At 49.2% G+C, this 19937-nt stretch carries 16 protein-coding genes; 4 read left to right on the forward strand and 12 right to left on the reverse strand.

Translation table 11 applies throughout. The annotated features are described in order from the left end of the window. Positions 1–38: 38 nt before the first annotated feature. From LG219_RS02600 to LG219_RS02640, 9 genes are all read right to left on the reverse strand, one after another. A complete protein-coding gene (locus LG219_RS02600) occupies positions 39–2174 on the reverse strand; it encodes a putative bifunctional diguanylate cyclase/phosphodiesterase (RefSeq protein ID WP_226762983.1) in 2136 nt (711 codons plus the stop codon). A 91-nt stretch (positions 2175–2265) separates the two neighbouring features. Next, positions 2266–4077: a M61 family metallopeptidase gene (locus LG219_RS02605; RefSeq protein ID WP_226762984.1), complete on the reverse strand. Its 1812-nt coding sequence runs from the start codon at positions 4075–4077 to the stop codon at positions 2266–2268. 218 nt (positions 4078–4295) lie between these two features. Beyond that, positions 4296–5687 carry a cysteine--tRNA ligase gene (gene cysS, locus LG219_RS02610; RefSeq protein ID WP_226762985.1) on the reverse strand — a complete coding sequence of 464 codons (1392 nt, stop codon included), beginning with the start codon at positions 5685–5687 and terminating at the stop codon, positions 4296–4298. Positions 5688–5936: 249 nt separating this feature from the next. Further along, on the reverse strand, positions 5937–7100 hold the full coding sequence (gene clsB, locus LG219_RS02615; protein WP_226762986.1) for a cardiolipin synthase ClsB: 1164 nt from the start codon (positions 7098–7100) through the stop codon (positions 5937–5939). Continuing rightward, positions 7097–7870, reverse strand: a complete 774-nt coding sequence (locus LG219_RS02620; RefSeq protein WP_226762987.1) for an endonuclease/exonuclease/phosphatase family protein — start codon at positions 7868–7870, stop codon at positions 7097–7099. Before LG219_RS02620 ends, clsB begins: the two co-directional genes overlap by 4 nt. Positions 7871–8026: 156 nt before the next feature. Next, the gene (torD, locus tag LG219_RS02625; protein ID WP_226762988.1) at positions 8027–8659 is read right to left on the reverse strand and encodes a molecular chaperone TorD; all 633 of its coding nucleotides are present in this window, start codon (positions 8657–8659) and stop codon (positions 8027–8029) included. Then, positions 8656–11145, reverse strand: a complete 2490-nt coding sequence (torA, locus tag LG219_RS02630) for a trimethylamine-N-oxide reductase TorA (RefSeq protein WP_226762989.1) — start codon at positions 11143–11145, stop codon at positions 8656–8658. Before torA ends, torD begins: the two co-directional genes overlap by 4 nt. Positions 11146–11155: 10 nt before the next feature. Continuing rightward, the gene (torC, locus tag LG219_RS02635; protein ID WP_226762990.1) at positions 11156–12337 is read right to left on the reverse strand and encodes a pentaheme c-type cytochrome TorC; all 1182 of its coding nucleotides are present in this window, start codon (positions 12335–12337) and stop codon (positions 11156–11158) included. A 48-nt stretch (positions 12338–12385) separates the two neighbouring features. Beyond that, on the reverse strand, positions 12386–12547 hold the full coding sequence (locus LG219_RS02640; protein WP_226762991.1) for a hypothetical protein: 162 nt from the start codon (positions 12545–12547) through the stop codon (positions 12386–12388). 867 nt (positions 12548–13414) lie between these two features. Between LG219_RS02640 and gbpA the strand changes: the two genes are divergently transcribed. Together gbpA and LG219_RS02650 are read left to right on the forward strand one after the other, a co-directional pair. After that, positions 13415–14842 (forward strand): N-acetylglucosamine-binding protein GbpA, encoded by a 1428-nt coding sequence (gene gbpA / locus LG219_RS02645; protein WP_226762992.1) that lies wholly within the window; start codon positions 13415–13417, stop codon positions 14840–14842. A gap of 201 nt (positions 14843–15043) precedes the next feature. After that, positions 15044–15856, forward strand: coding sequence for a mechanosensitive ion channel family protein (locus tag LG219_RS02650; RefSeq protein ID WP_226762993.1), 813 nt, complete (start codon positions 15044–15046; stop codon positions 15854–15856). Positions 15857–15919: 63 nt separating this feature from the next. Here LG219_RS02650 and LG219_RS02655 read toward each other — a convergent pair whose 3' ends face one another. The 3 genes from LG219_RS02655 to nudB all read right to left on the reverse strand — a co-directional run bounded on the left by LG219_RS02655 (position 15920) and on the right by nudB (position 18165). Next, the gene (locus tag LG219_RS02655; RefSeq protein WP_226762994.1) at positions 15920–16321 is read right to left on the reverse strand and encodes a GFA family protein; all 402 of its coding nucleotides are present in this window, start codon (positions 16319–16321) and stop codon (positions 15920–15922) included. Between the two features lie 44 nt (positions 16322–16365). Then, positions 16366–17436: an SPFH domain-containing protein gene (locus tag LG219_RS02660; RefSeq protein ID WP_226762995.1), complete on the reverse strand. Its 1071-nt coding sequence runs from the start codon at positions 17434–17436 to the stop codon at positions 16366–16368. Positions 17437–17721: 285 nt separating this feature from the next. Next, positions 17722–18165, reverse strand: a complete 444-nt coding sequence (gene nudB / locus LG219_RS02665; protein WP_226762996.1) for a dihydroneopterin triphosphate diphosphatase — start codon at positions 18163–18165, stop codon at positions 17722–17724. A gap of 54 nt (positions 18166–18219) precedes the next feature. Here nudB and LG219_RS02670 point away from each other — a divergent pair, with 54 nt between their 5' ends. Then, complete coding sequence (locus LG219_RS02670) at positions 18220–19431, forward strand: cysteine desulfurase (protein ID WP_226762997.1); 1212 nt, start codon at positions 18220–18222, stop codon at positions 19429–19431. After that, positions 19428–19877 (forward strand): SufE family protein, encoded by a 450-nt coding sequence (locus LG219_RS02675; protein ID WP_226762998.1) that lies wholly within the window; start codon positions 19428–19430, stop codon positions 19875–19877. Before LG219_RS02670 ends, LG219_RS02675 begins: the two co-directional genes overlap by 4 nt. Positions 19878–19937: the final 60 nt, after the last annotated feature.

Below are 19937 nucleotides of genomic sequence, written 5' to 3' on the forward strand. Positions count from 1 at the left end.
CATGAATAGCGATCAAAACAGCTGACTTTACATCGTGTTTAAAAATTTGACATGCTCGGTGGTGTTAACTCTGCGGGCAAGTGCGATGTTTGATCCAACCATGCCACTAAAGCAGCGCTGCTCATGGGCTCGGCAATCAAATAACCTTGCACTTCATCGCAGCCCATCACTGCCAGCGCCTGCCAAATCGCAACGGTCTCTACGCCTTCGGCAACGACTTTCAACCCCAATATATGGCCGATTTCAATCATTGAGCGAACGATGGATACACTTTCAAACGTGCTATTCATCGACATCACAAACACTTGGTCGATTTTTAATTCATTCACCGGCATTTTGGCCAAATAGGCAAAGGACGAATAACCGGTACCAAAATCATCAATCGATAACCGCACGCCAAGGCAGCGCAAGCGCGCGAGATTTTGCAGCATCACATCGGGCTTATGCATAACGCCGGTTTCAGTGATTTCCAAGCAAAGATTAGCCGCATCCCCCGCCTTGCTCAGCTGCGCTTCGACAAAGTCGACAAATAGCACATCCTCCACATCACTCACCCCCACATTCACTGAAATCAGCAGCCGCAATCCGGTTTGTTGCCACGCCACTTGCTGACGCAGCACTTCATGCAGCACCCATTCAGTAATGCCGCGTAATTTTCCGGTTTTTTCCGCAAATGGAATAAATAAGCTTGGAGAAATCCAGCCTCGATTCGGATGTTGCCAACGCACTAAGGCTTCCGCCGCATTCACTAGTCCAGAGGCCACATTAATTTTTGGCTGGTAATACACTACCAATTGATCTTCTTGCAATGCTTCGCGCAAATCCCCCATCAAGGTAAATTGATTTAAACGACTCTCCTCTCGCGAAGGATCATATAACACGCAGCTTTCGCGATTTAATTTTGCGAAAAACATGGCGACCTCCGCGTGGCGTAATAAGCCTTCTGCCGTATTGGCATGCTGCGGATATATTGCGATACCTGATCGAATCGCAATATTGATTTTTTGCTCACCCAACAACAGAGATGCCGATAAGATCTCTTCAATTTGCCGCATTTGTAACTGAACCTGCGCCTCGTTTTCCGCTGACAGCAGCAAGGTAAACGCATTGCCCGATATACGGCCCGCCAAGCGAACAGGCTCACTTTGCAATAGAGAAAGTCGGTCCGCAATAATGCATAAAACGCGATCGCCAGCCTCAAAGCCAAACGCGTCATTGATATAGCGAAAATCAGCGAGATCAACCGTCGCCACTGCCAACCAAGGCGGTGATTTACTTAAAACCACCGTGAGGGCTTCAGCAAATTTGACCCGATTGGGCAAACCGGTCAAACGATCACTAAACGCCAATTGCCGCAGCAAATGTTCACGCGCCGAAATGGCGTCGCCCATCGCATTAAAAGCCGAAGCCAAGCTACCCAATTCATCATGCCGATGAATCGGCATGCGAACATCAAATTCACCGGCCGCAAAGCGGCGCACCGCCAAAGAAAACCGCCGCAATGGTGCGGTCATTTTGGTGGCTAAAACCCAGGCTACCCCTGCGCCAATCAAAAACAAAATCAAGCAGCACAGCGCCGCCTGCATTTTAAGTTGCGCTTGCTGCTGCAATACCGCTTGCATTGAGAGATCAGCACCCAGCACATAAAATCCTCCGCCCGATCTTGGTACGGCCATCGCGGTGGAGCGAAAAACGCCATACTCATCCCTCAACTCGCCAAAATAAGTTTTGCCACTGTCTAACGCGGCCTTAAATCGCAACTCCTGATCGGCATACGGCTGCAAATAATGCCCGTAGCGACCGCCTTTCACTTCGGCGGGACTGGCACTGTCGGCCAAATAACGCACCTGCCCTTGTTCCATCGCCAATACATATAAATAACGCACCCCCACTTGCTCGGCATAACGATTCAATTGCAGTACATTGCGCTCATAATCGGCACTGGGAATCGAGCGACCACTAAGGGCGCGATCTAGATATTGCTCAGGCAACACAAAAGGGATCGCCCGCGCAGCAGTCAACAATCGGCCATCCAACTCGGCAATTAAGGCGGTATTTAAAAAGAGATACAGCGCAGCAGACAAAGCCATCGAAATTAATAAGTTCAGCAGCAACAAAACCAATAAAACCTTGGTTCTTGCGCCTCTAAACTGATTGATTAACTTCGTCCGCAAGTCCAAAATAGCGCCTCAAACTCAAGATCCATTGATTGAGTTTAATTAATAGACTGGTTTGCTGCAGCGCGCAAAGAAAGTTATACGAAACCTAAACATCTAACCACTTTCTTGTGGCTTTCGAATCATTAAAAAATTCAGCTTGCATTTTTAACCCAACCGTATCCAAAACGGCCGAAATTGGCGTGACTTGGCACTCAAACAGCTCATCGCGGCGAAATGCGTGGACGCGCAATGCACGAGCCGACCGATCAACACCCTGTGCACTGGCTAGCAGCACATCCAAATTGCTGGCAGTCACGCGCAAGCCTTCAATCGCCACCAACACATCCCCCGCAGCAAGTCCTGCCACTTCGGCCGCGCCGGCCGCCATCACATTGACTAACTTCACCCCCAGCGGGTCACTCGCCGTTTTCGCGGCCAGCGTCAACTTGGATGGCGCAGGGTTGGCGCGCCAGCCCCCACGGTCTTGCGCCGAATCAGCCGCCCTTTGTTGCCATACGACATCTAAATCGGCGAGCAAATCTTGCAGTGGCAGCGGCGCAGTTGAGCGTAAGCCTAGTTCAAATAAATCTGACAGATCAACACCCGTCACTCGCTGCGCCAAGGTCTCCCACTCAGACTCGGCAATACCGCGCCCAGCGGTCTCGAAGTTCAGCCCATACTCTTGCCACAATGCACGCATCACATCATCCAACGATTTTTGCTGCTGGGTGGCTTGGCGTATCGTCAAATCCAAACACAGGGCAAATAGCGCGCCTTTGGTGTAATAACTCACCAGCGCATTGGGACTATTTTCATCTGGTCGATAATACTTAATCCAGGTATCGAAGCTGGCGTCTTCTAGATTCTGCACTAGACGGCCATACCCCCGCTCTACACTAGTAATCGTTTGCGATAATAAGTCCAAATACGATTGTGGCGTAATCAAGCCAGCACGCAGCAAGCATAAATCATCGTAATATGACGTAATGCCTTCAAATGCCCACAACAGCCGCGAATAATTCTCTTGGCTTAAATCATACGGCGCATACGCCGCGGGCTTAATCCGCTTCACATTCCAGCTATGGAAGTATTCGTGGCTACACAAACCCAAAAACTGACGATAGCCGTCTTTGATTTCGGTTTCATGCGCCCAAGGCAAGTCGCTGCGATTGCAAATTAAAGCCGTTGACGCACGATGCTCCAAACCACCATAACCCTCACCCACTGCCAGAGTCAGAAATAGATAATCTTTAAATGGCGCAGGCGTAGCAAAAAACTGAATTTGATACTCACAGATTTTTTGCAAATCGTGCGCCAACCGGGGCAAATCGGCTTGATGGCGACCGGCAATGATGATGCGATGCGGCACCCCCGCCGCCATAAACTCAACTTGAGAAAAATCGCTCATTTCAACCGGATGATCAATGAGATCATCATAGTTTTGCGCCAGATACTGACCAAAACCAGCGGCATCGACCTGCTGCGCTGGCATACTGGTAGCCACTTTCCAAGCGTTGTTCTGGCTCGGAACAATGGTTAAACCGCAAGGTTGATCTTCTTGGCCGGCCACCGCCAAGAAAACGCTGGTGCCATTAAAAAACCCGCGCTCATGATCCAAATACGCACCGCGCACCGATAAATCAAAGGCATACACTTGATAAGTCACCCGCAACGGCGCTGCAACCGCGGCGGCTTGCCAGCTCGACTTGTCTAACTTCGTGAGCGGCACGCGCACGCCGGCTGATTCGGCTTCAATACTAACAATATGCTTGGCAAATTCGCGTAGCAAATAACTCCCTGGAATCCAACTTGGCAAATGCACGATCTGCCCTGCCGCATCAGGCTGCTCAATCGTCAGCTCAACCGCAAACAAATGCGCGGCAATATGGTGGGGCGTAATTTTGTATTGGATGCTCATGATCAATAGAGTCCTCAAAATGGGTGTTGCGTCATTGATTCAAGTCCGCCATCCGGCAGGCCCCGCACTCACCGATCGATGAACAGGCCGCCTAGCCGCGATTTCTTGAAAAAACCTTCGCAAAAAAAATGATCGCCAAGTGCTACCTAGCGATCAATCACTTTATATCTGTTGATGGGCTGATTCGATCATGTCACCGCGCCAGCCCATAGCAAACTTTATTCTCGACGCCAGCCAGTGCCTTGCGCCGTATCTTCCAGCACAATCCCAGCGGCGGCCAATTCATCCCGAATTCGATCCGATTCGGCCCAATTTTTGGCTGCCCGCGCTGCTTTGCGCGCAGCGATTGCCGCTTCGATTTGCTCCGCTTGCCAAGCACTATCGCTGCTACCGGCTTGCAAATACGCTTCTGGATCGCGCTGTAATAAACCCAACACATTGCCTAACGCTTTTAACAAACTCGCGGCAGCAATCCCTTGCTCAGTAGCGCCGTGTTTATTGGCTTGCAAGGCCAATTCAAACAACACCGCCACCGCTTCGGTGGTGGCAAAATCATCATCCATCGCCGCTTTAAAACGCGCCGCCATCGGGTGCGACCAATCGATAGATATTGTTTGTGCTGGGATGGATTTTAGCGTGGTGTATAACCGCGTTAAGGCATTTTTAGCATCGTCCAAATGCGCATCGCTGTAATTGAGTGGGCTGCGATAATGCGCGCGCAAAATAAAGAAGCGCAGAACTTCAGCGTCGTATTGCGCTAAAACATCACGAATAATAAAAAAATTACCGAGGCTTTTCGACATTTTTTCATTATCAACATTGATAAAGCCATTATGCAGCCAGTAATTCACATACGGATGGCCGTGCGCGCCCTCCGATTGGGCGATTTCATTTTCATGATGCGGAAACTGTAAATCCTCACCACCACCATGAATATCAAACTGCTCGCCCAAATGGTGGCAACTCATTGCCGAGCATTCAATATGCCAGCCGGGACGACCACTACCCCACGGTGAAGCCCACTTCACTTCATTAGGTTCGTCAGACTTGGCGCTTTTCCACAACACAAAATCCGCCGGATCTTGCTTATTTTCGTCAATATCAACGCGCTCACCGGCACGCTGATCATCTAAATTTTTACGCGATAATTTGCCGTAACCTTGAAATTTACGCACCGAATAATACACATCGCCATTAGGGGCCGAATACGCTAAACCACGATCAAACAACTGCCCAATAATCGACTGCATGCCATGAATATGCTCAGTAGCACGTGGCTCATGATCTGGGCGAATAATGCCCAGCGCAGCAAAGTCTTCATTCATTGCGGCAATAAAGCGCTCGGTAAGCGAATGAATCGACTCACCATTTTCAGCGGCACGGCGAATGATTTTGTCATCAATATCAGTGATATTACGCACATAATTCACTTGGTAACCCGACTCACGAAACCAACGCGTGATGACGTCAAACACCACCACCATCCGCGCATGGCCAATATGGCAATAATCGTAAACCGTCATGCCGCAAACATACATGTTCACAATGCCGGGCGTCATCGGTTTAAATTCCTGCTTCTCGCGGGCCAAGGTATTGTACAAAGTGATCATAAAGGGCTCGTAATTGGATTTAGTCCGTCATTCTACCAAAGCTACCGAGTACGCCCAACGCTGTTTACTGAAAAATTCAAACTTCACCGGCGCTTTATCACGATGTGATCAACAATTCACACGCATCACATTACGCCAGCATCGATGTGTACCAGCTCGACTTGTATGTCAGCCAAACCATCAATAAGGCAGCGCCAGCAACCCAAGCGCGGCACATTGATTGGCGCTTTTACGCCCAAAAAAACGAAATTATTCGAGGTATTTTCGTCCACCGTAGCCCGAAACCCCCAGCAAGAGTCGAACTAGGCCGTAACACGTCCACACCACAGCGCGGCGTAAATAACTGGCTTGATGCACATGCTCGGGCAAAATGAGCACCGCATCACGCTGCAAGCGGCATTGCAAATCAGATCGCAGCTGCTGCGCAAAAGACGCATCCTCAATCACCAGATTCGCTTCTCGCGCCAGCAACAAACTAAATGGATCAATATTACTTGACCCAACGGTGGCCCAAGCTTGATCAATCACCGCCACTTTGGCGTGCATAAAGCCGCTCTTATATTGATAAATTTCAACGCCGGCGTGTAATAAATCACGGTAATACGCCCAGCTAGCGTATTGCAACAAAGCATGATCGCGCTCGTCTTGCAGTAGCAATACCACTTTCACCCCGCGCTTAGCAGCGCGCATTAAAGCTTGGCGTAAACGTAGCCCGGGCAAAAAATAAGCATTGGCAATCATGATTTCGGATTGCGCCGCTTCAATCGCTTGCAAATAGGCTTTTTCGATCGCATGTCGATTGCGCGCATTATCGCGCACCACAAGGCGTGCTTTGGCACGCCCTACTTCCCTAGACAATGGCCAATGCACACGTACAAAATTTGATTTTTTAAATTGCATCCACGCGGTGTAACGCCATTGCCGGGCAAGGGCCTGCTCAATGTCAAACACCACCGGCCCTTTAACGGCAACGGCATAATCATAGCGCGGTGCCATACCGGGCCCATCATCGTCGCTAATGATATTGATCCCGCCGACAAATGCCAATTGACCATCAAAACAAGATAATTTGCGATGCAAGCGGCGTAGGCGTGAGCGCCTGAGCGCGAAACGGCTCACCTCGGGGCGAAAAAACAACAGCTGCACCCCAGCATCCTGCAGCGCTTGACGCAGTTTTACCGGAAAAGCCGATGCGCCAAAACCATCGAGCAAGAGCCCAACTCGAACGCCACGCTGAGCGGCGCACATCAACGCGCGGGTCACCGCAAGGCCGATGTCATCGCTCGAAAAAATATACGTTTCAAGCCGGATTTCAAACTGAGCCGCGTCAATCGCCGACAGCAGCGCAGGAAAAAACGCCGCACCATCGCGCAATAAGGTCAGTTGATGCCCTTCATAGCAAGGCGGCGTCATACCTGATTTAAACTACGGGATAACGTGGCCAATAAGGGAGCGTGGTCCGACAAACTACGCCAAGGCGCACCATGCAAGACCTCGGCCGATTCAATGCTAAAGCCACGGGTATAGATACGATCTAAAGAGAAAAACGGCATTCTGGCCGGGAAACTACGCGCATGCGCCCCGTGCAAAGACTGAAAAACTTCGTCCATACCCAATTCAGATTGCAGCACTTGGCTAACTTCACCGCGCCAATCATTAAAATCCCCCGCCAGCACCAGCGGCGCATCTTCAGGCACTTGTTCAGCAATAGAACGAATCATTAACTGCAATTGCTTACGCCGATCTGAGGCACGTAAGTTCAAATGCACACAAAAAGCATGCAAGGGCTGCGTCCAGCGCGGTAAATCTAACTGACAGTACAGCAAACCCCGTTGCTCAAATCGGTGCAAGGTTAAATCGTGATTACTGCGATGCAAAATCGGAAACCGCGACAACAAGGCATTGCCGTGATGCCCGAGTAAATAATGGGCATTACTTCCGTAAGCAGAAAATAGCGCATCGCCAGCCAAATACTCATGCTGAGCATCCAGCGGCCAAGTATGGATTTTCTTGGCTAAATCATGGTGCAGGCCCTGTACTTCCTGCAAAAAAACAATATCTGGATCGAGCGTTTTTAAAGCATGTCGCACGCCATGCAGTACAAAATTCTGATTGAGCGGCGACATGCCTTTATGAATATTGTAAGAAGCCACTCGCAATATATTTTTGCTTTTCAATGGCATTGCCACATCCTCTCAAAATCCCAATGTCAACATTGAATCGAGCCAGCTTAGCACAGCCTTATGCGCGGCAACGAGATTGCCACTGCGCATCGTCAGCAAAAAAAAGGGCCATCTGAACTGACCCCTTTTATTTTTAGTACAGCCACCATCCTTACCTTACTCCAAGGATGTACCCGCCTCCGCTTGCAAGATGCCGCATAGCAAACGGCTCAATGCCGGATAAAACGCCACTTGCGTATGTATCGTTTGGCATTTCTCGCTAAACATCGGCACCCAGCGCAGCAAAGACGCCACCATCTCTTGCTCGTCCTGCGCTTTGCCCGCCATGGCCAGCCATGACAACAACTCCAGTTGAATCGCCAAATGATCGGCCGCTTCAGGATAGGCACTATCTAAGCCAAGGCCATAGAACTCAAGCTTTTCACGCATGGCTTTTTCTTCTGGACCAAACAGCGTTTTATGCTCACCAACATAACAAGAAGCATATGGCAAAGCACTGCTTTTAACGTCTAACAAAAAACACATGGTGTAATCCGCCGCCAATTCAAGTTGGGCATCGGGCAGATCACGTAAAGCATTGATCGACCCTTGCAGCTGCGTCACTTCAACCGCAAATCCCGCCTGCGCCAACACATCAAATAGCGGCTCAGCAGCACCGGAAAACCAAATTTGTAGCTGCGCTTCAGTCAATTCACGGGCATAGAGCGTGGCAAACCAAGCATATAAAGCCGCACGTTGATCGGCGGGTGCCGCTGCTGTTTGTTCCGATGTTACTGTGCTTGCATTCATTTCGGCATCACCTCAGCTGGGCCACCAAACGCAGTCACTGCGGGGGCTTTACCTTTGTATTTTTCAACTTCGACCACGCAGGTATTGGCACTAATCGCTTGTGCCAAGCTCGACGTACCAATATCTTGCGTCATGGTATTGGGATCGCCATAGGTATCGAGCGCACCGATTTCTGGGCCGGTTGGGCCATACCATGCCCCTTCTTGCAAACGCACCACGCCTTTCGGGTAGTCATTAGACACATGCGCGCCCACCAAGGCTTGACCACGATCGTTAAACACCCGAACCAAATCGCCATGTTTAATACCACGTTGACGTGCGTCTTCTGGACTCATAAACAAAGGCTCGCGGCCTTGAATGGCATACGTTGCCCGCATCGGTTCCGAGTCACACATTTGCGAATGCAAGCGTTTATCCGGGTGAACCGATTGCATCCACAATGGGTAGCGTTTTGAATTCGGACCACCGTGCGAGCGCTCGCTTTTTTCCATCCACACCGGATGCCCCGGGCAATCGGCGTAATTGTAGCTGGCGATTTTGCGGCTAAAGATTTCAATAAAGCCCGATGGCGTACCCAAGGCGTTGAGTTCGGCGTCTTCACGGAAATCCGCATGGCGCACCCACGGTTTACCCGCCGGAAATAATACAAATCCTTTCGCCCAGAATTCTTTAAACGGTGGCATTGGGAATTTACTACCGTTTTCTTTTCGACAGTTTTCGTACAAGAATGCCAGCCATTGCATTTCATCCATACTGCGGCTGTATTCTTTATCGCGACCAAAACGCTGCGTTAAGCCACGGAAAATTTCAAAGTCCGTTTTTGAACTAAACAGTGGATCAACCAGTTTTTGCATCGCAATCACACCACGACCGCTGTATGAACCATACGCGTCAATATCATTACGCTCGAACTGCGTACACGCCGGCAATACGATATCGGCAAAACGACAGGTTGCCGTCCAGGTGTAATCAACCGCCACCACGGTCTCGAGGCGATGGAAAGCTTTTTTCATCTTGTTACGGTCTTGCTGACGGTGCCATTGATTGCAACCGCTATACACCGCCATTTTATACGGTGGCAATTTAACTTTCTGGCCGTTGTAATCAATCACCTTACCAGGTTCTAGCAATGCGTCGATCGCTCGAGCGCACGGAATCATTGGGCTATAGCCTTTATAATCGGTGTTGGTGTATTTCGGTTTTTTACCCGGATCTAAATTCAAAGGGAAAGAACCTGGCATCGCAGCGCCCGAAGACGGTACGCCAATCGAGCTATAGTGATGGGCATAACTAATCCCGCCACCTGGCAAACCAATTTGTCCCAACATCGCCGCTAATACCGCACCCATCCAATACGGTTGCTCACCATGCTGCTGACGCTGCACCGCCCAGCCAAAAATCAGCTGCGTGCGACCGCTGGCCATCAAGCGCGCCAATTCACGGATTTGCTGCGCTTTTACGCCGCAAATCTTCTCGGCCCATTCAGGGGTTTTGGCGGTTTTGTCTGCGCCTTGACCCAATAAATAAGGCAAGAATTTCTCAAAACCGAGGGTATACGCATCAAGGAATTGCTGGTCATGGAGTTTCTCGGTATACAGCGTATGCGCCAAACCCATCATCAAGGCCACATCCGTCAATGGATTGACGTATTGCTTTTCGCAGCCTAGATAGTTTTGCGTTTTGCTCTTCACCGGATCAATGCTAATCACGCGAATTTCTTTTTTGGCGATCTTGTTTTTCAATTGCTCAAGGTAGGCGAACGATTCATGCGTTTCGCAATTCCAACCCACTTGCAAGTTTTTAACCGGATCGCTGGCCCAAAAGATAACGGTTTTACTTTCTTTAAGAATGATTTCCCACGAAGTGCCTTGTGAATACACTTCAGTCGAGCCCAATACGTACGGCAAGATCACCTGCCCAGCACCGGTCGAATAATCCCCAGCGGTGGAAATCGTATGCCCGTGCATATTCATCGCCCGCAACATGTGATTGCCGCAGGTATGAAATTGCCCAGTCTGACGCCAACCGACCAAACCGGTGTGCATCGCCCACGGACCATAGCTGGTTTGCACCCGCTCTAATTCCGAATAAAACAGATCTAAAGCTTGGTCCCAAGTCACACGGACAAAGCGATTGTCACCGCGTTGGGTGGTGTCACTTTTATGACCCTTTTTGAGCCAATCTAAACGCACCATTGGATAACGAATCCGCGATGGGCTGTAAATCAAACCAATAATGCCTTGAATCATTTCGGTCGGGTATTTGTCAAATTCAAAGGCTTTGACTTCAACCACTTTGCCACCGGCAACCCGGGCACGGATTGCGCCCCAGTGTGAACCGGTGATTTTCCAATCGGGACCACTGCCGGTAACGGCAGCCGCTTTGGCCTCGCTTTGGCGAGAGAGTAATAAACTAGGGCTTACTAACGCAGCCACTGAGGCTAGCGACAAACCCTTTAAAAATACACGGCGTGAGTTCTGAGTCATGAGCTTATTCTTAGTGGCTAGGTTTTTTAAAATCAGACGAATTATTTTGTAGGTACTTCAGTACTAAGCCTTGGGTATCTTTATCCATGCTAGTAAAACCGACCATCCCACCAAATAACCCCGGCCAGGTATTTGCATCAAAATGCGCTTCGTCCGGCTGCTTATGGCAAACACTGCAGCTATTTTTGTAACTGTCTTTGGCCACTGACCAGATAGGATCGGTGCTGGCCACCACTTCGCCTTTCTTAATCCAGAATGTGGCGGACGATTTTTGCCAAATCAAACCGGTATTTGGATCTTCTTTACTTTCTTGCACTTTCACCAATTGCTTGTCTTGCGCAACGGTTTTTTCTAGCGTGGCAACGGTAATGTTTTTAGCAAAATGGCCATACCAAACTCGGCCAAAGCCTTTGCTCTTACGCCAAGCCGAAACTTCCACTTGCTGCGCGTCGCCCTTCTCTTGCAGCACCTTAACTGGCGCACCAACTTCCAACTTACCCGCCACTTTGCTCATGGCTTCATCCAAGTACAATTCACGCGGATAGACATTAAAGTAAGTGCCACCGACTTTTACGCTCTCATTGCCTGCAGCTTGAATCAAGCCATCAAATGCTGGATTACGGGTGTCGGTTTTTGCTGGTTTTTTGTGCGCAATTCCTTGATGGCAATCGACACAACTTTGATTCCGCTCTGCCGCACCGCGCATCGCTTCACGCGACGTTTCGCGCATTTTTTCAAAGTCCATGCTGTTGTAATCATGGCAAGTACGGCATTCTTTTGAGCCATTGGCCTTAAAGCGATCCCACTCGTTTTGCGCTAAGCGAGCACGATTAGCTTCAAATTTTTCTGGTGTATCGATTTTGCCAGTCAGATGCGACCAAACCTCAACACTGGCTTGAATCTTGCGTGCCATTTTATCGGTAAAGTCATGCGGCACATGGCAATCAGAACACTTGGCACGAACGCCAGAACGATTACTCCAATGCACGGTTTCTTTAAGTTCTTCTTGGTTCTGATGCATGGTGTGGCAGCTAACACAGAATTCTTCCGTATTGGTCGCCGCCATACCGGCGTTAAAGCCTTGCCACGCTAAAATACCGGCGATAAAACCCACCGTTACCAAAACACCAAGACCAATCTTGGCTGCTGGCTTACAAAACAAATTCCGTAGCCAGATCCACATTTTTTTCATAAACAAATCCAATTCATCAAAACAAAAAAGCGAGATAACAATCTCGCTTTACGCGCCCGGCAAGCCGATTAAAAAAATCTGCAATAAGCGCACAATCAAACCATAGCTTGCAATCGCACCCAACATCGCAATCGGCAAACCTACAAAAGCCAATAGCAGTAGTTTCTTCCACTCACTTTTGCAACTTTTTTCTGTTGTTACTTCTGTCATTTTTTACAACCATTTCAACGAATGAATTTCAAATTAATGCTAACGAAAAATACGCAGCAAAACCATTAGGATTAATTATCCTCGCCACAATAAAATATTTCAGTTAACTTTTACCGATCAATTTTTGTGTATATTTTTATCTGCAAACAAATAGATAAACTTGCCTTGCCAATTTTCTATCGACAAATATCGGCAATACCAGAATAAAAATCAAACCAATCAAATTAGCGACCTTGCCAAATACAATAATTCCAGACAAATAAAACGCAAATTTGCAGCTACTTATTAAAAAATAACTGAATCATCAAACGGCAATATTGATCCGTATCAACAAGATCAGCCCCGTCAAATTATAGAAAGCACATTAATTTAAAGCCTATAAATTCCAAGCTTTAATAAACACCAGCAAAAACAAGCATCATCGACTTACTTACAGCAAAAAACTCACGTCAATTCTTTTATTTGCGGTAAATATTAACACCAACACTTACAAGCACTCCCTTACAATCCCCCCAGCACTTCGATCCTTGAGCACCAACACAGGACGAACAACACTTCATACATTCGACTCATTTTTACAGGGCATTCAATGCAATTAAAGCCACTCATTCCGCTATTGGCGCTGACCATACTCAGCGCCTGCTCAAGTGGCGAAGACTCCGCACCATCCACGACAGAGAGCACCCCGACCCCCGTCGTCGCCAACCCCGTCGCGGGAGAGATGGGCAACCGCAAGCACAGCGCACACCCCAGCAGCGCCCATCAAGATAACGGCCTTCCCCCAGTTATTGAACAATTTTAAGCCGATCAAACCATCGGCTACATCCTTGACTTAACACCTCCCCTCTCATCAAAGGTTTCCTCTGAATGACTCGCAATTTTACTTTGCACCTCCTTACCACGACCTGCTTGCTATCGGCCAGCACCGGCGCATTCGCTCACGGTTACATGACTGAGCCCACCTCACGCGGCTATCTCTGCAAAATTGGCGGCAATAGCCAATGCGGGGCCGTGCAATGGGAGCCACAAAGCATCGAAGCCCCGTCTGGATTTCCAGCCCAGGGCCCCGCCGACGGCAAAATTGCCAGCGCCGGCCATATTCAGTTCTCGGAATTAGATGCACAAACCAGCGATCGCTGGACCAAGCGCGACATCAAAGCTGGTCCACAAAACATGAGCTGGTTCTTTACCGCCAATCACACCACGCGCAATTGGCGCTACTACATCACCCAACAAGACTGGAACCCGAATCAGCCACTGACTCGCGCGGCATTTGACCTTAAGCCTTTTTGTGAGGTCGACGGCGGCATGCAAAAGCCGAACCCACAAACCAGCCACCTTTGCACCGTACCGCAGCGCACCGGCTATCAAGTGATTTTGGGCGTATGGGAAGTTGGCGACACCGTCAATAGTTTTTACAATGTGGTCGACGTGATGTTTGACGACAATGGCGGACAACCCGCTCCCGACTGGCGTCAAGGCGGCAGCATCCACCCCTCAGTGGATCTAAAATCGGGTGACCGGGTGATGACGCGGGTTTTTGACCAAAACGGCGAACGCCCTCAATTGCAAACCGCACTCACCATTGCCAATAGCACCCAAGGCCTGCGCAATAATTGGGCGCACGCGCTAGCGAGCAAAATCAATCAAGAACAACAGCACATTCGTGCTGGACAAAAAGCCAGCGATGGTCAATTTGGTCCTGTGTATGGCTTAAACCCGATTTACCTTAAAACCAGTAGTGGCTTAAGCCGGGTTGAGATTCAGATTGAGCAAAAACAACCCCCTTTGGTCAATAGCGTTCAAGTGAGCAATCTCGCGAGCGAATACACCATCCAAGATGGCAAAGTCAGTCTTACTTTTAATGTCGCAGCGCAAGGCGATTTAAACGTCATCAATACGGTTTACAACCACGGTGGCGTTGCCCAAGGCCAAAGCGAAGCCAGCCTGAACAACAGCAACAAAACCTTTACCATGGCGTTAAGTAATGTAAAAGCTGGCCATCATCAACTGGTGGTGAAAGGCACCCCAAAAAATGGCGGCGCTTATGTGCAACAAACGCTCGACATGATGTTTAACGACGCCACGGCGGGTGGGCAATATGATTTTGTATTCCCTGCGTCGATCAAGTCTTATCAAGCGGGCACTTTGGTAAAACAAAACAAAAACGGCAAAACCTATCGCTGCAAGCCGTTCCCATACAGTGGTTACTGCTCACAATGGTCAACTAGCGCCACGCACTACGAGCCCGGTGTTGGTTCAGACTGGTCTTCTGCTTGGGATGAAGTGAAATAATGAATCGAAATTAAAATTAAAGCACACGATATCGTGTGCTTTATTGATGACGGCGTAATATTTACGCCGTCAATTTAATAATATCGACGCCATCGCTCATGTGCATTATTGCCCTTATAAAGGGTAATTTATCCGCTTCGGTTATTGATTTATTTCTGCGACACTCAAATACATGATTCACTTTAAATAAAAGCCCACCGAATGAATTGGATTGATCTATTGCAAACACAAGCAATTAGCTATGCACCTAAATTAATATCGGCACTGATTGCGCTATTTATTGGCTGGAAACTGATTGGTATTGCCACTCAATTATTAGAAACAATGCTAACGCGCAGCAATGTCGAAGCCACACTCAAGCATTTTTTGGGCAGTCTGGCCAATGTTGCATTAAAAGCACTACTACTCATTAGTGCCGCATCAATGATCGGCATTGAAACCACGTCATTTATTGCGATTTTAGGCGCTGCTGGTTTAGCCATTGGTTTGGCACTGCAAGGTAGTTTGAGTAATTTTGCCGGTGGCGTACTGATTTTGATGTTTAAACCCTTTAAAGCTGGTGACTATATTGAGGCGCAAGGTCAAGCCGGCACGGTTGAAGGCATTCAAATTTTTACTACACGTTTACGCACACCCGACAACAAACTCATCGTCATCCCCAACGGGCCATTAGCCAATGGCAACCTGACTAATTACTCCGCTATGTCCACCCGCCGCGTCGATTTTGTTTTTGGTGTGGGTTATGACGACGATATCGATCACACCCGCACTGTGATTTTATCGGTACTCAAGCAAGATTCGCGCATTCATGAAGACCCTGCGCCGCTGGTGGTGGTTTCATCGCTAGGCGACAGCTCGGTCAACTTCACGGTTCGAATTTGGACCAATAGCGAACATTACTGGCCGGTGTTTTTTGATACGACAGAAAATATCAAAAAAGCCTTTGATGCGGCCAAGATCTCAATTCCTTATCCGCAACGCACCGTGCATCATATTCAGCACACTGAAAAATAATGCGATGCAATGCGCTAAGCACAATAAAAAACCGGCAATGCCGGTTTTTTATTGTCTGTCACTTTAACGAGGCTCGGCCCATTGCGCGTACTCGGGCAAATCGACAAAATTCAGCCAAGGCACATCGTGCGATGTCCAAATATGCTGGTTAGCACGCAAACTTGGATCGTCATCTAAAGTGGCCACGCGTAGCACCCACATTGGCTTACCGATTTTTTTCGCCAATAGATGGCTGCCGCATTGCGAGCAAAAATAACGCACTTTATCCGCTGACGAAGCATATTGACTTAGCGCTGCCTCGCCAGCGAGCCAACGAAATTGCTCAGGGCGCACGCCTGCCGCTGAATTAAATGCCGCCGCATGCGTTTTACGGCAAGTTTGGCAATGGCAGTGCGAAATCGGCGTCGCCAACTCATCGACTGCATACCGCACTGTTTTACACGCACAAGATCCTTGTAAGCCCATATACATTCCCCTTTATCAGTCACCCAATCACAGCACCAGCGATCTCAACCCTCATCACCGGCAATCAGTTTTTTAAGCACCGCCGCTTTAGCAGCATCGTAATCGGCCACGGTAATCAAGTCTTGCGCCAGCAAGGATTTTAATTGTTGCAACTGCAATTGCGGCGCGCTCATTTGGGGGGATGAATTTGCAACATCGGTATGGCTGGCGCCATCAGCCAGTTCAGCCGCCCGATTGGGCTGCGCAGTTGGCGCCAGCGCAGAATTGAGCGCCGATGCCATCACTTGGCCAGCCGCAACACCCGCGCCTAAACCCACGCCCAACCCAGCCAAGCCACTGTCGTTTTGCGCGGCGAGCACCATTGATTGCGCGGCTTGATATTGGCTAAATGCGCCTAAATCCCCAATCATCTGCATTGCGATTTTGTTATCTAGGGCTTTTTGTAATTCATCGGGTAAAGAGATGTTTTCTAGCGTAAAGGTATCGAGCAGCAGTCCGTATTGCGCAAATTGCGAACGCAGTGCAGCGCCAATGCGCTCGGCCATTAAGCCTTGATGACTCGCCATATCCAAAAAAGGCACGTCGGAACTAGCTAAAACCTGCGTCATTGTTGCAACCACATCATTACGCAACTGCAGCTCTACATCATCGCAAGTATAAACATCGCGTGTGCCGCTAATTTGACTAAAAAACAGCTGCGGGTCGACAATTTGATAGGCATAAACGCCAAAAGCGCGCATGCGAATCATGCCAAAATCAGCGTCTCGCAAAGTAATCGGCTGCGGCGTGCCCCACTTGCGGCCTAGTTGCAAACGCGTACTCATAAAATACACATCAGACTTAAATGGCGACTGAAATAATTTGTCCCAGTTTTTAAGCGCCGTCAGCAGCGGCAAAGTGCGCGTGGTCAGCGTATATCGACCAGGGCCAAATACATCCGCAAATTGGCCTTCATTTAAAAACACCGCCATTTGTGATTCGCGCACCGTGAGACTAGCGCCATATTGGATTTCACAATTGGCCTGCGGGAAGCGGTAAGCCAATACGCCATCTTCATCTTCATTCCACTGCAGTATGTCGATGAACTGATTATAAATAAACGATCCTAGACCCATACCCTCTTCCTCATGCTCAAATCGACAAAATCAAAGCCGCGCCAATCAAACCAACAACCCACAGTACGCGCCATGATGCAACACAACAAGTTGATGCAATATCGCAGCTTTGTCAGCAATCAGCAAGTAAACCCATCTCTTGTACGGGGCATTACTGAACACAAAACGACTAACAGTTTAAGTCAGGCCATAAATTGGCACTGAATTGACGAGCAAGAAGCGCAGGATTAAATCTCGCGCAACAAAAGCAGATGGCCGCAATTTGAATTGCCAATAACAGTCTGACTAAGACTTAAGCCGACTTGGTAACTGCTGCAATGCATCGGCATTAGAAGGAGAAAACACCATCTCGATGGCTTCATCCAAGCCCACCCAACGATATTGGGTGTGTTCACGCGGGGAAAGCGTTACCGGACTGCCGCTGGGCACCGCAACACTAAAAACATGCTCGGTATTGTGCGTGACCCCCGGCGCATAACGATGCCGCCAGCGCGCAAAGATTTCAAACTCACTGGCGTGTTGCCAATCGCGCACTGCATCGGCACTGACTTGCAAACCGGTCTCTTCAAACAGTTCACGCACGGCAGTATCAATCAGGGATTCATTGGCTTCGCAGCTGCCGGTTACCGATTGCCAAGCGCCAGCAAAATCACAGCGCTCGAGCAATAAAATCTGCAAATCCGGCGTATGAATGACAAGTAATATAGAAATAGGCTGTTTATAGGGCATGGCGCATTATACAATTGCCAGTCCAAGCTGCCAGCTGTTCTTCAGGCAAACACCATGTTTGACGCACTTACCTTCAAAAAACAGTTCCCGATTTTTAATCACTATCCCGAACTGATCTATTTAGACAATGCCGCAACACAGCAAAAACCGCTGGCGGTGCTCGATGCGGAGCGTTTTTATTATGAGCATCACAATGCCAATGTACATCGCGGCGCGCATCGCTTAGCCACTGCGGCCACCGAAGCTTTTGAAAGCGCTCGGCATACCGTTGCGCAATTTATCCATGCCGCCAGTGACGATGAAATTGTGTTTACGCGTGGCAGCACCGAAGCCATCAATTTGGTCGCCAATACTTGGGGCAACACATTGGCCGCAGGCGATGAGATCATCCTATCGACACTCGAGCATCACGCCAATATTGTGCCGTGGCAAATGCTGGCGGAGCGCCGTGGTCTGACGTTAAAAATCATCCAGCTTGATGCGCAAGGCGCGCTGGATTTAACACATTTTTTAAGCTTGCTATCGAACAAAACCAAGTTAGTCGCAGTCAGCCAAGTGTCCAATGCCATCGGCAGCATTCAGCCAGTGCAATGGATTTGCCAGCAAGCCCATCAATATGGCGCAAAAGTGCTGGTTGATGGCGCACAAGCCATCGCCCATAGCGTGATCGATGTGCAAGCAATCGGCGCTGACTTTTATGTGTTTTCGGGTCACAAAATCTATGGCCCTACGGGTATTGGCGTACTCTGGGCGCATGCTAAGCTCTTGAATGAGATACCCCCTTGGCAAGGCGGCGGAGAAATGATTGCAACCGTGTCATTTGCGCAAACCACGTATGCCGCAGCACCCTATCGCTTTGAAGCGGGTACGCCGCCGATTGCACAAGCGGTCGGCCTCGCTGCCGCGCTCAATTGGCTCAATCAACACGACCGCATTGCGCTCGCCGCCCATGAAATCGCGCTGCGCCAGCAACTTGAAGCGGGGCTAGCCCAGATGCCTGCAGTCAAGGTACACGGCCAAAGCGCCAATAAAGCGGCCATCACATCGATGACTTTTATCGATGCGCATCCGTATGACGTCGCCCAGTTTCTCGATCACCAGCACATCGCCGTTCGAGTTGGTCATCATTGCGCGCAACCTTTACTGCAATCGCTGGGCTTAAGCGGCACTTTGCGCGCTTCATTTGCCGCCTATAACACGACCCACGATGTGAGCGTTTTTTTAAATAGCCTGCAGCAGACTTTAGATGTATTGAGTGAATCATGATTTTTCCGCAACACCCATTTGGCATTAGCCTGCAAGACAACGCCATCAGCCTTGATGATTTAAGCCACCGCCTCTCTCATGCACAGGGCTGGGAAGGTAAAAGTCGTTTACTGGTGCAGCTGGCCAAAGCATTGCCTGAATTTCCTACTGAGCTTCGCAGCGACCAGTACCGAGTTACCGGCTGTGAAAGCCAAGTTTGGTTGCTGATTGCGCTTCGCAATGGCCGCTATGACATCGCCGCCGACAGCGATTCGAAAATCATCAAAGGGCTGCTTACCTTGATTTTGGCGGCTTATCATGGCCGCAGTGCTGAAGAAATTCAGCAATTTGACTTTAACGCTTGGCTCAATCAACTTGGTCTGCATCGATTTTTATCGGCCAGCCGTGGCAATGGCCTAGCGGCAATAGTGACAAAGATCAAACAGCGCGCAATTTCGATGACATAATGACGCCTTTCTTGCGCCGAACTGTTGTTTAAATCGGTGCATTCGAAGGTAAGCCAACTC

It is taken from the genome of Deefgea salmonis (assembly GCF_020531905.1).
In the GTDB taxonomy this organism is placed as follows: Bacteria; Pseudomonadota; Gammaproteobacteria; order Burkholderiales; family Chitinibacteraceae; genus Deefgea; species Deefgea salmonis.

Bases quoted from the DNA above. Each gene is read 5' to 3' on its own strand.
- LG219_RS02670 (WP_226762997.1), top strand. From the start codon at position 18,220: ATGTTTGACGCACTTACCTTCAAAAAACAGTTCCCGATTTTTAATCAC.
- torC (WP_226762990.1), bottom strand. From the start codon at position 12,337: ATGAAAAAAATGTGGATCTGGCTACGGAATTTGTTTTGTAAGCCAGCA.
- torA (WP_226762989.1), bottom strand. From the start codon at position 11,145: ATGACTCAGAACTCACGCCGTGTATTTTTAAAGGGTTTGTCGCTAGCC.
- LG219_RS02650 (WP_226762993.1), top strand. From the start codon at position 15,044: ATGAATTGGATTGATCTATTGCAAACACAAGCAATTAGCTATGCACCT.
- gbpA (WP_226762992.1), top strand. From the start codon at position 13,415: ATGACTCGCAATTTTACTTTGCACCTCCTTACCACGACCTGCTTGCTA.
- LG219_RS02640 (WP_226762991.1), bottom strand. From the start codon at position 12,547: ATGACAGAAGTAACAACAGAAAAAAGTTGCAAAAGTGAGTGGAAGAAA.
- LG219_RS02660 (WP_226762995.1), bottom strand. From the start codon at position 17,436: ATGGGTCTAGGATCGTTTATTTATAATCAGTTCATCGACATACTGCAG.
- cysS (WP_226762985.1), bottom strand. From the start codon at position 5,687: ATGATCACTTTGTACAATACCTTGGCCCGCGAGAAGCAGGAATTTAAA.
- nudB (WP_226762996.1), bottom strand. From the start codon at position 18,165: ATGCCCTATAAACAGCCTATTTCTATATTACTTGTCATTCATACGCCG.
- LG219_RS02620 (WP_226762987.1), bottom strand. From the start codon at position 7,870: ATGCCATTGAAAAGCAAAAATATATTGCGAGTGGCTTCTTACAATATT.
- clsB (WP_226762986.1), bottom strand. From the start codon at position 7,100: ATGACGCCGCCTTGCTATGAAGGGCATCAACTGACCTTATTGCGCGAT.
- LG219_RS02655 (WP_226762994.1), bottom strand. From the start codon at position 16,321: ATGGGCTTACAAGGATCTTGTGCGTGTAAAACAGTGCGGTATGCAGTC.
- LG219_RS02605 (WP_226762984.1), bottom strand. From the start codon at position 4,077: ATGAGCATCCAATACAAAATTACGCCCCACCATATTGCCGCGCATTTG.
- torD (WP_226762988.1), bottom strand. From the start codon at position 8,659: ATGAATGCAAGCACAGTAACATCGGAACAAACAGCAGCGGCACCCGCC.
- LG219_RS02675 (WP_226762998.1), top strand. From the start codon at position 19,428: ATGATTTTTCCGCAACACCCATTTGGCATTAGCCTGCAAGACAACGCC.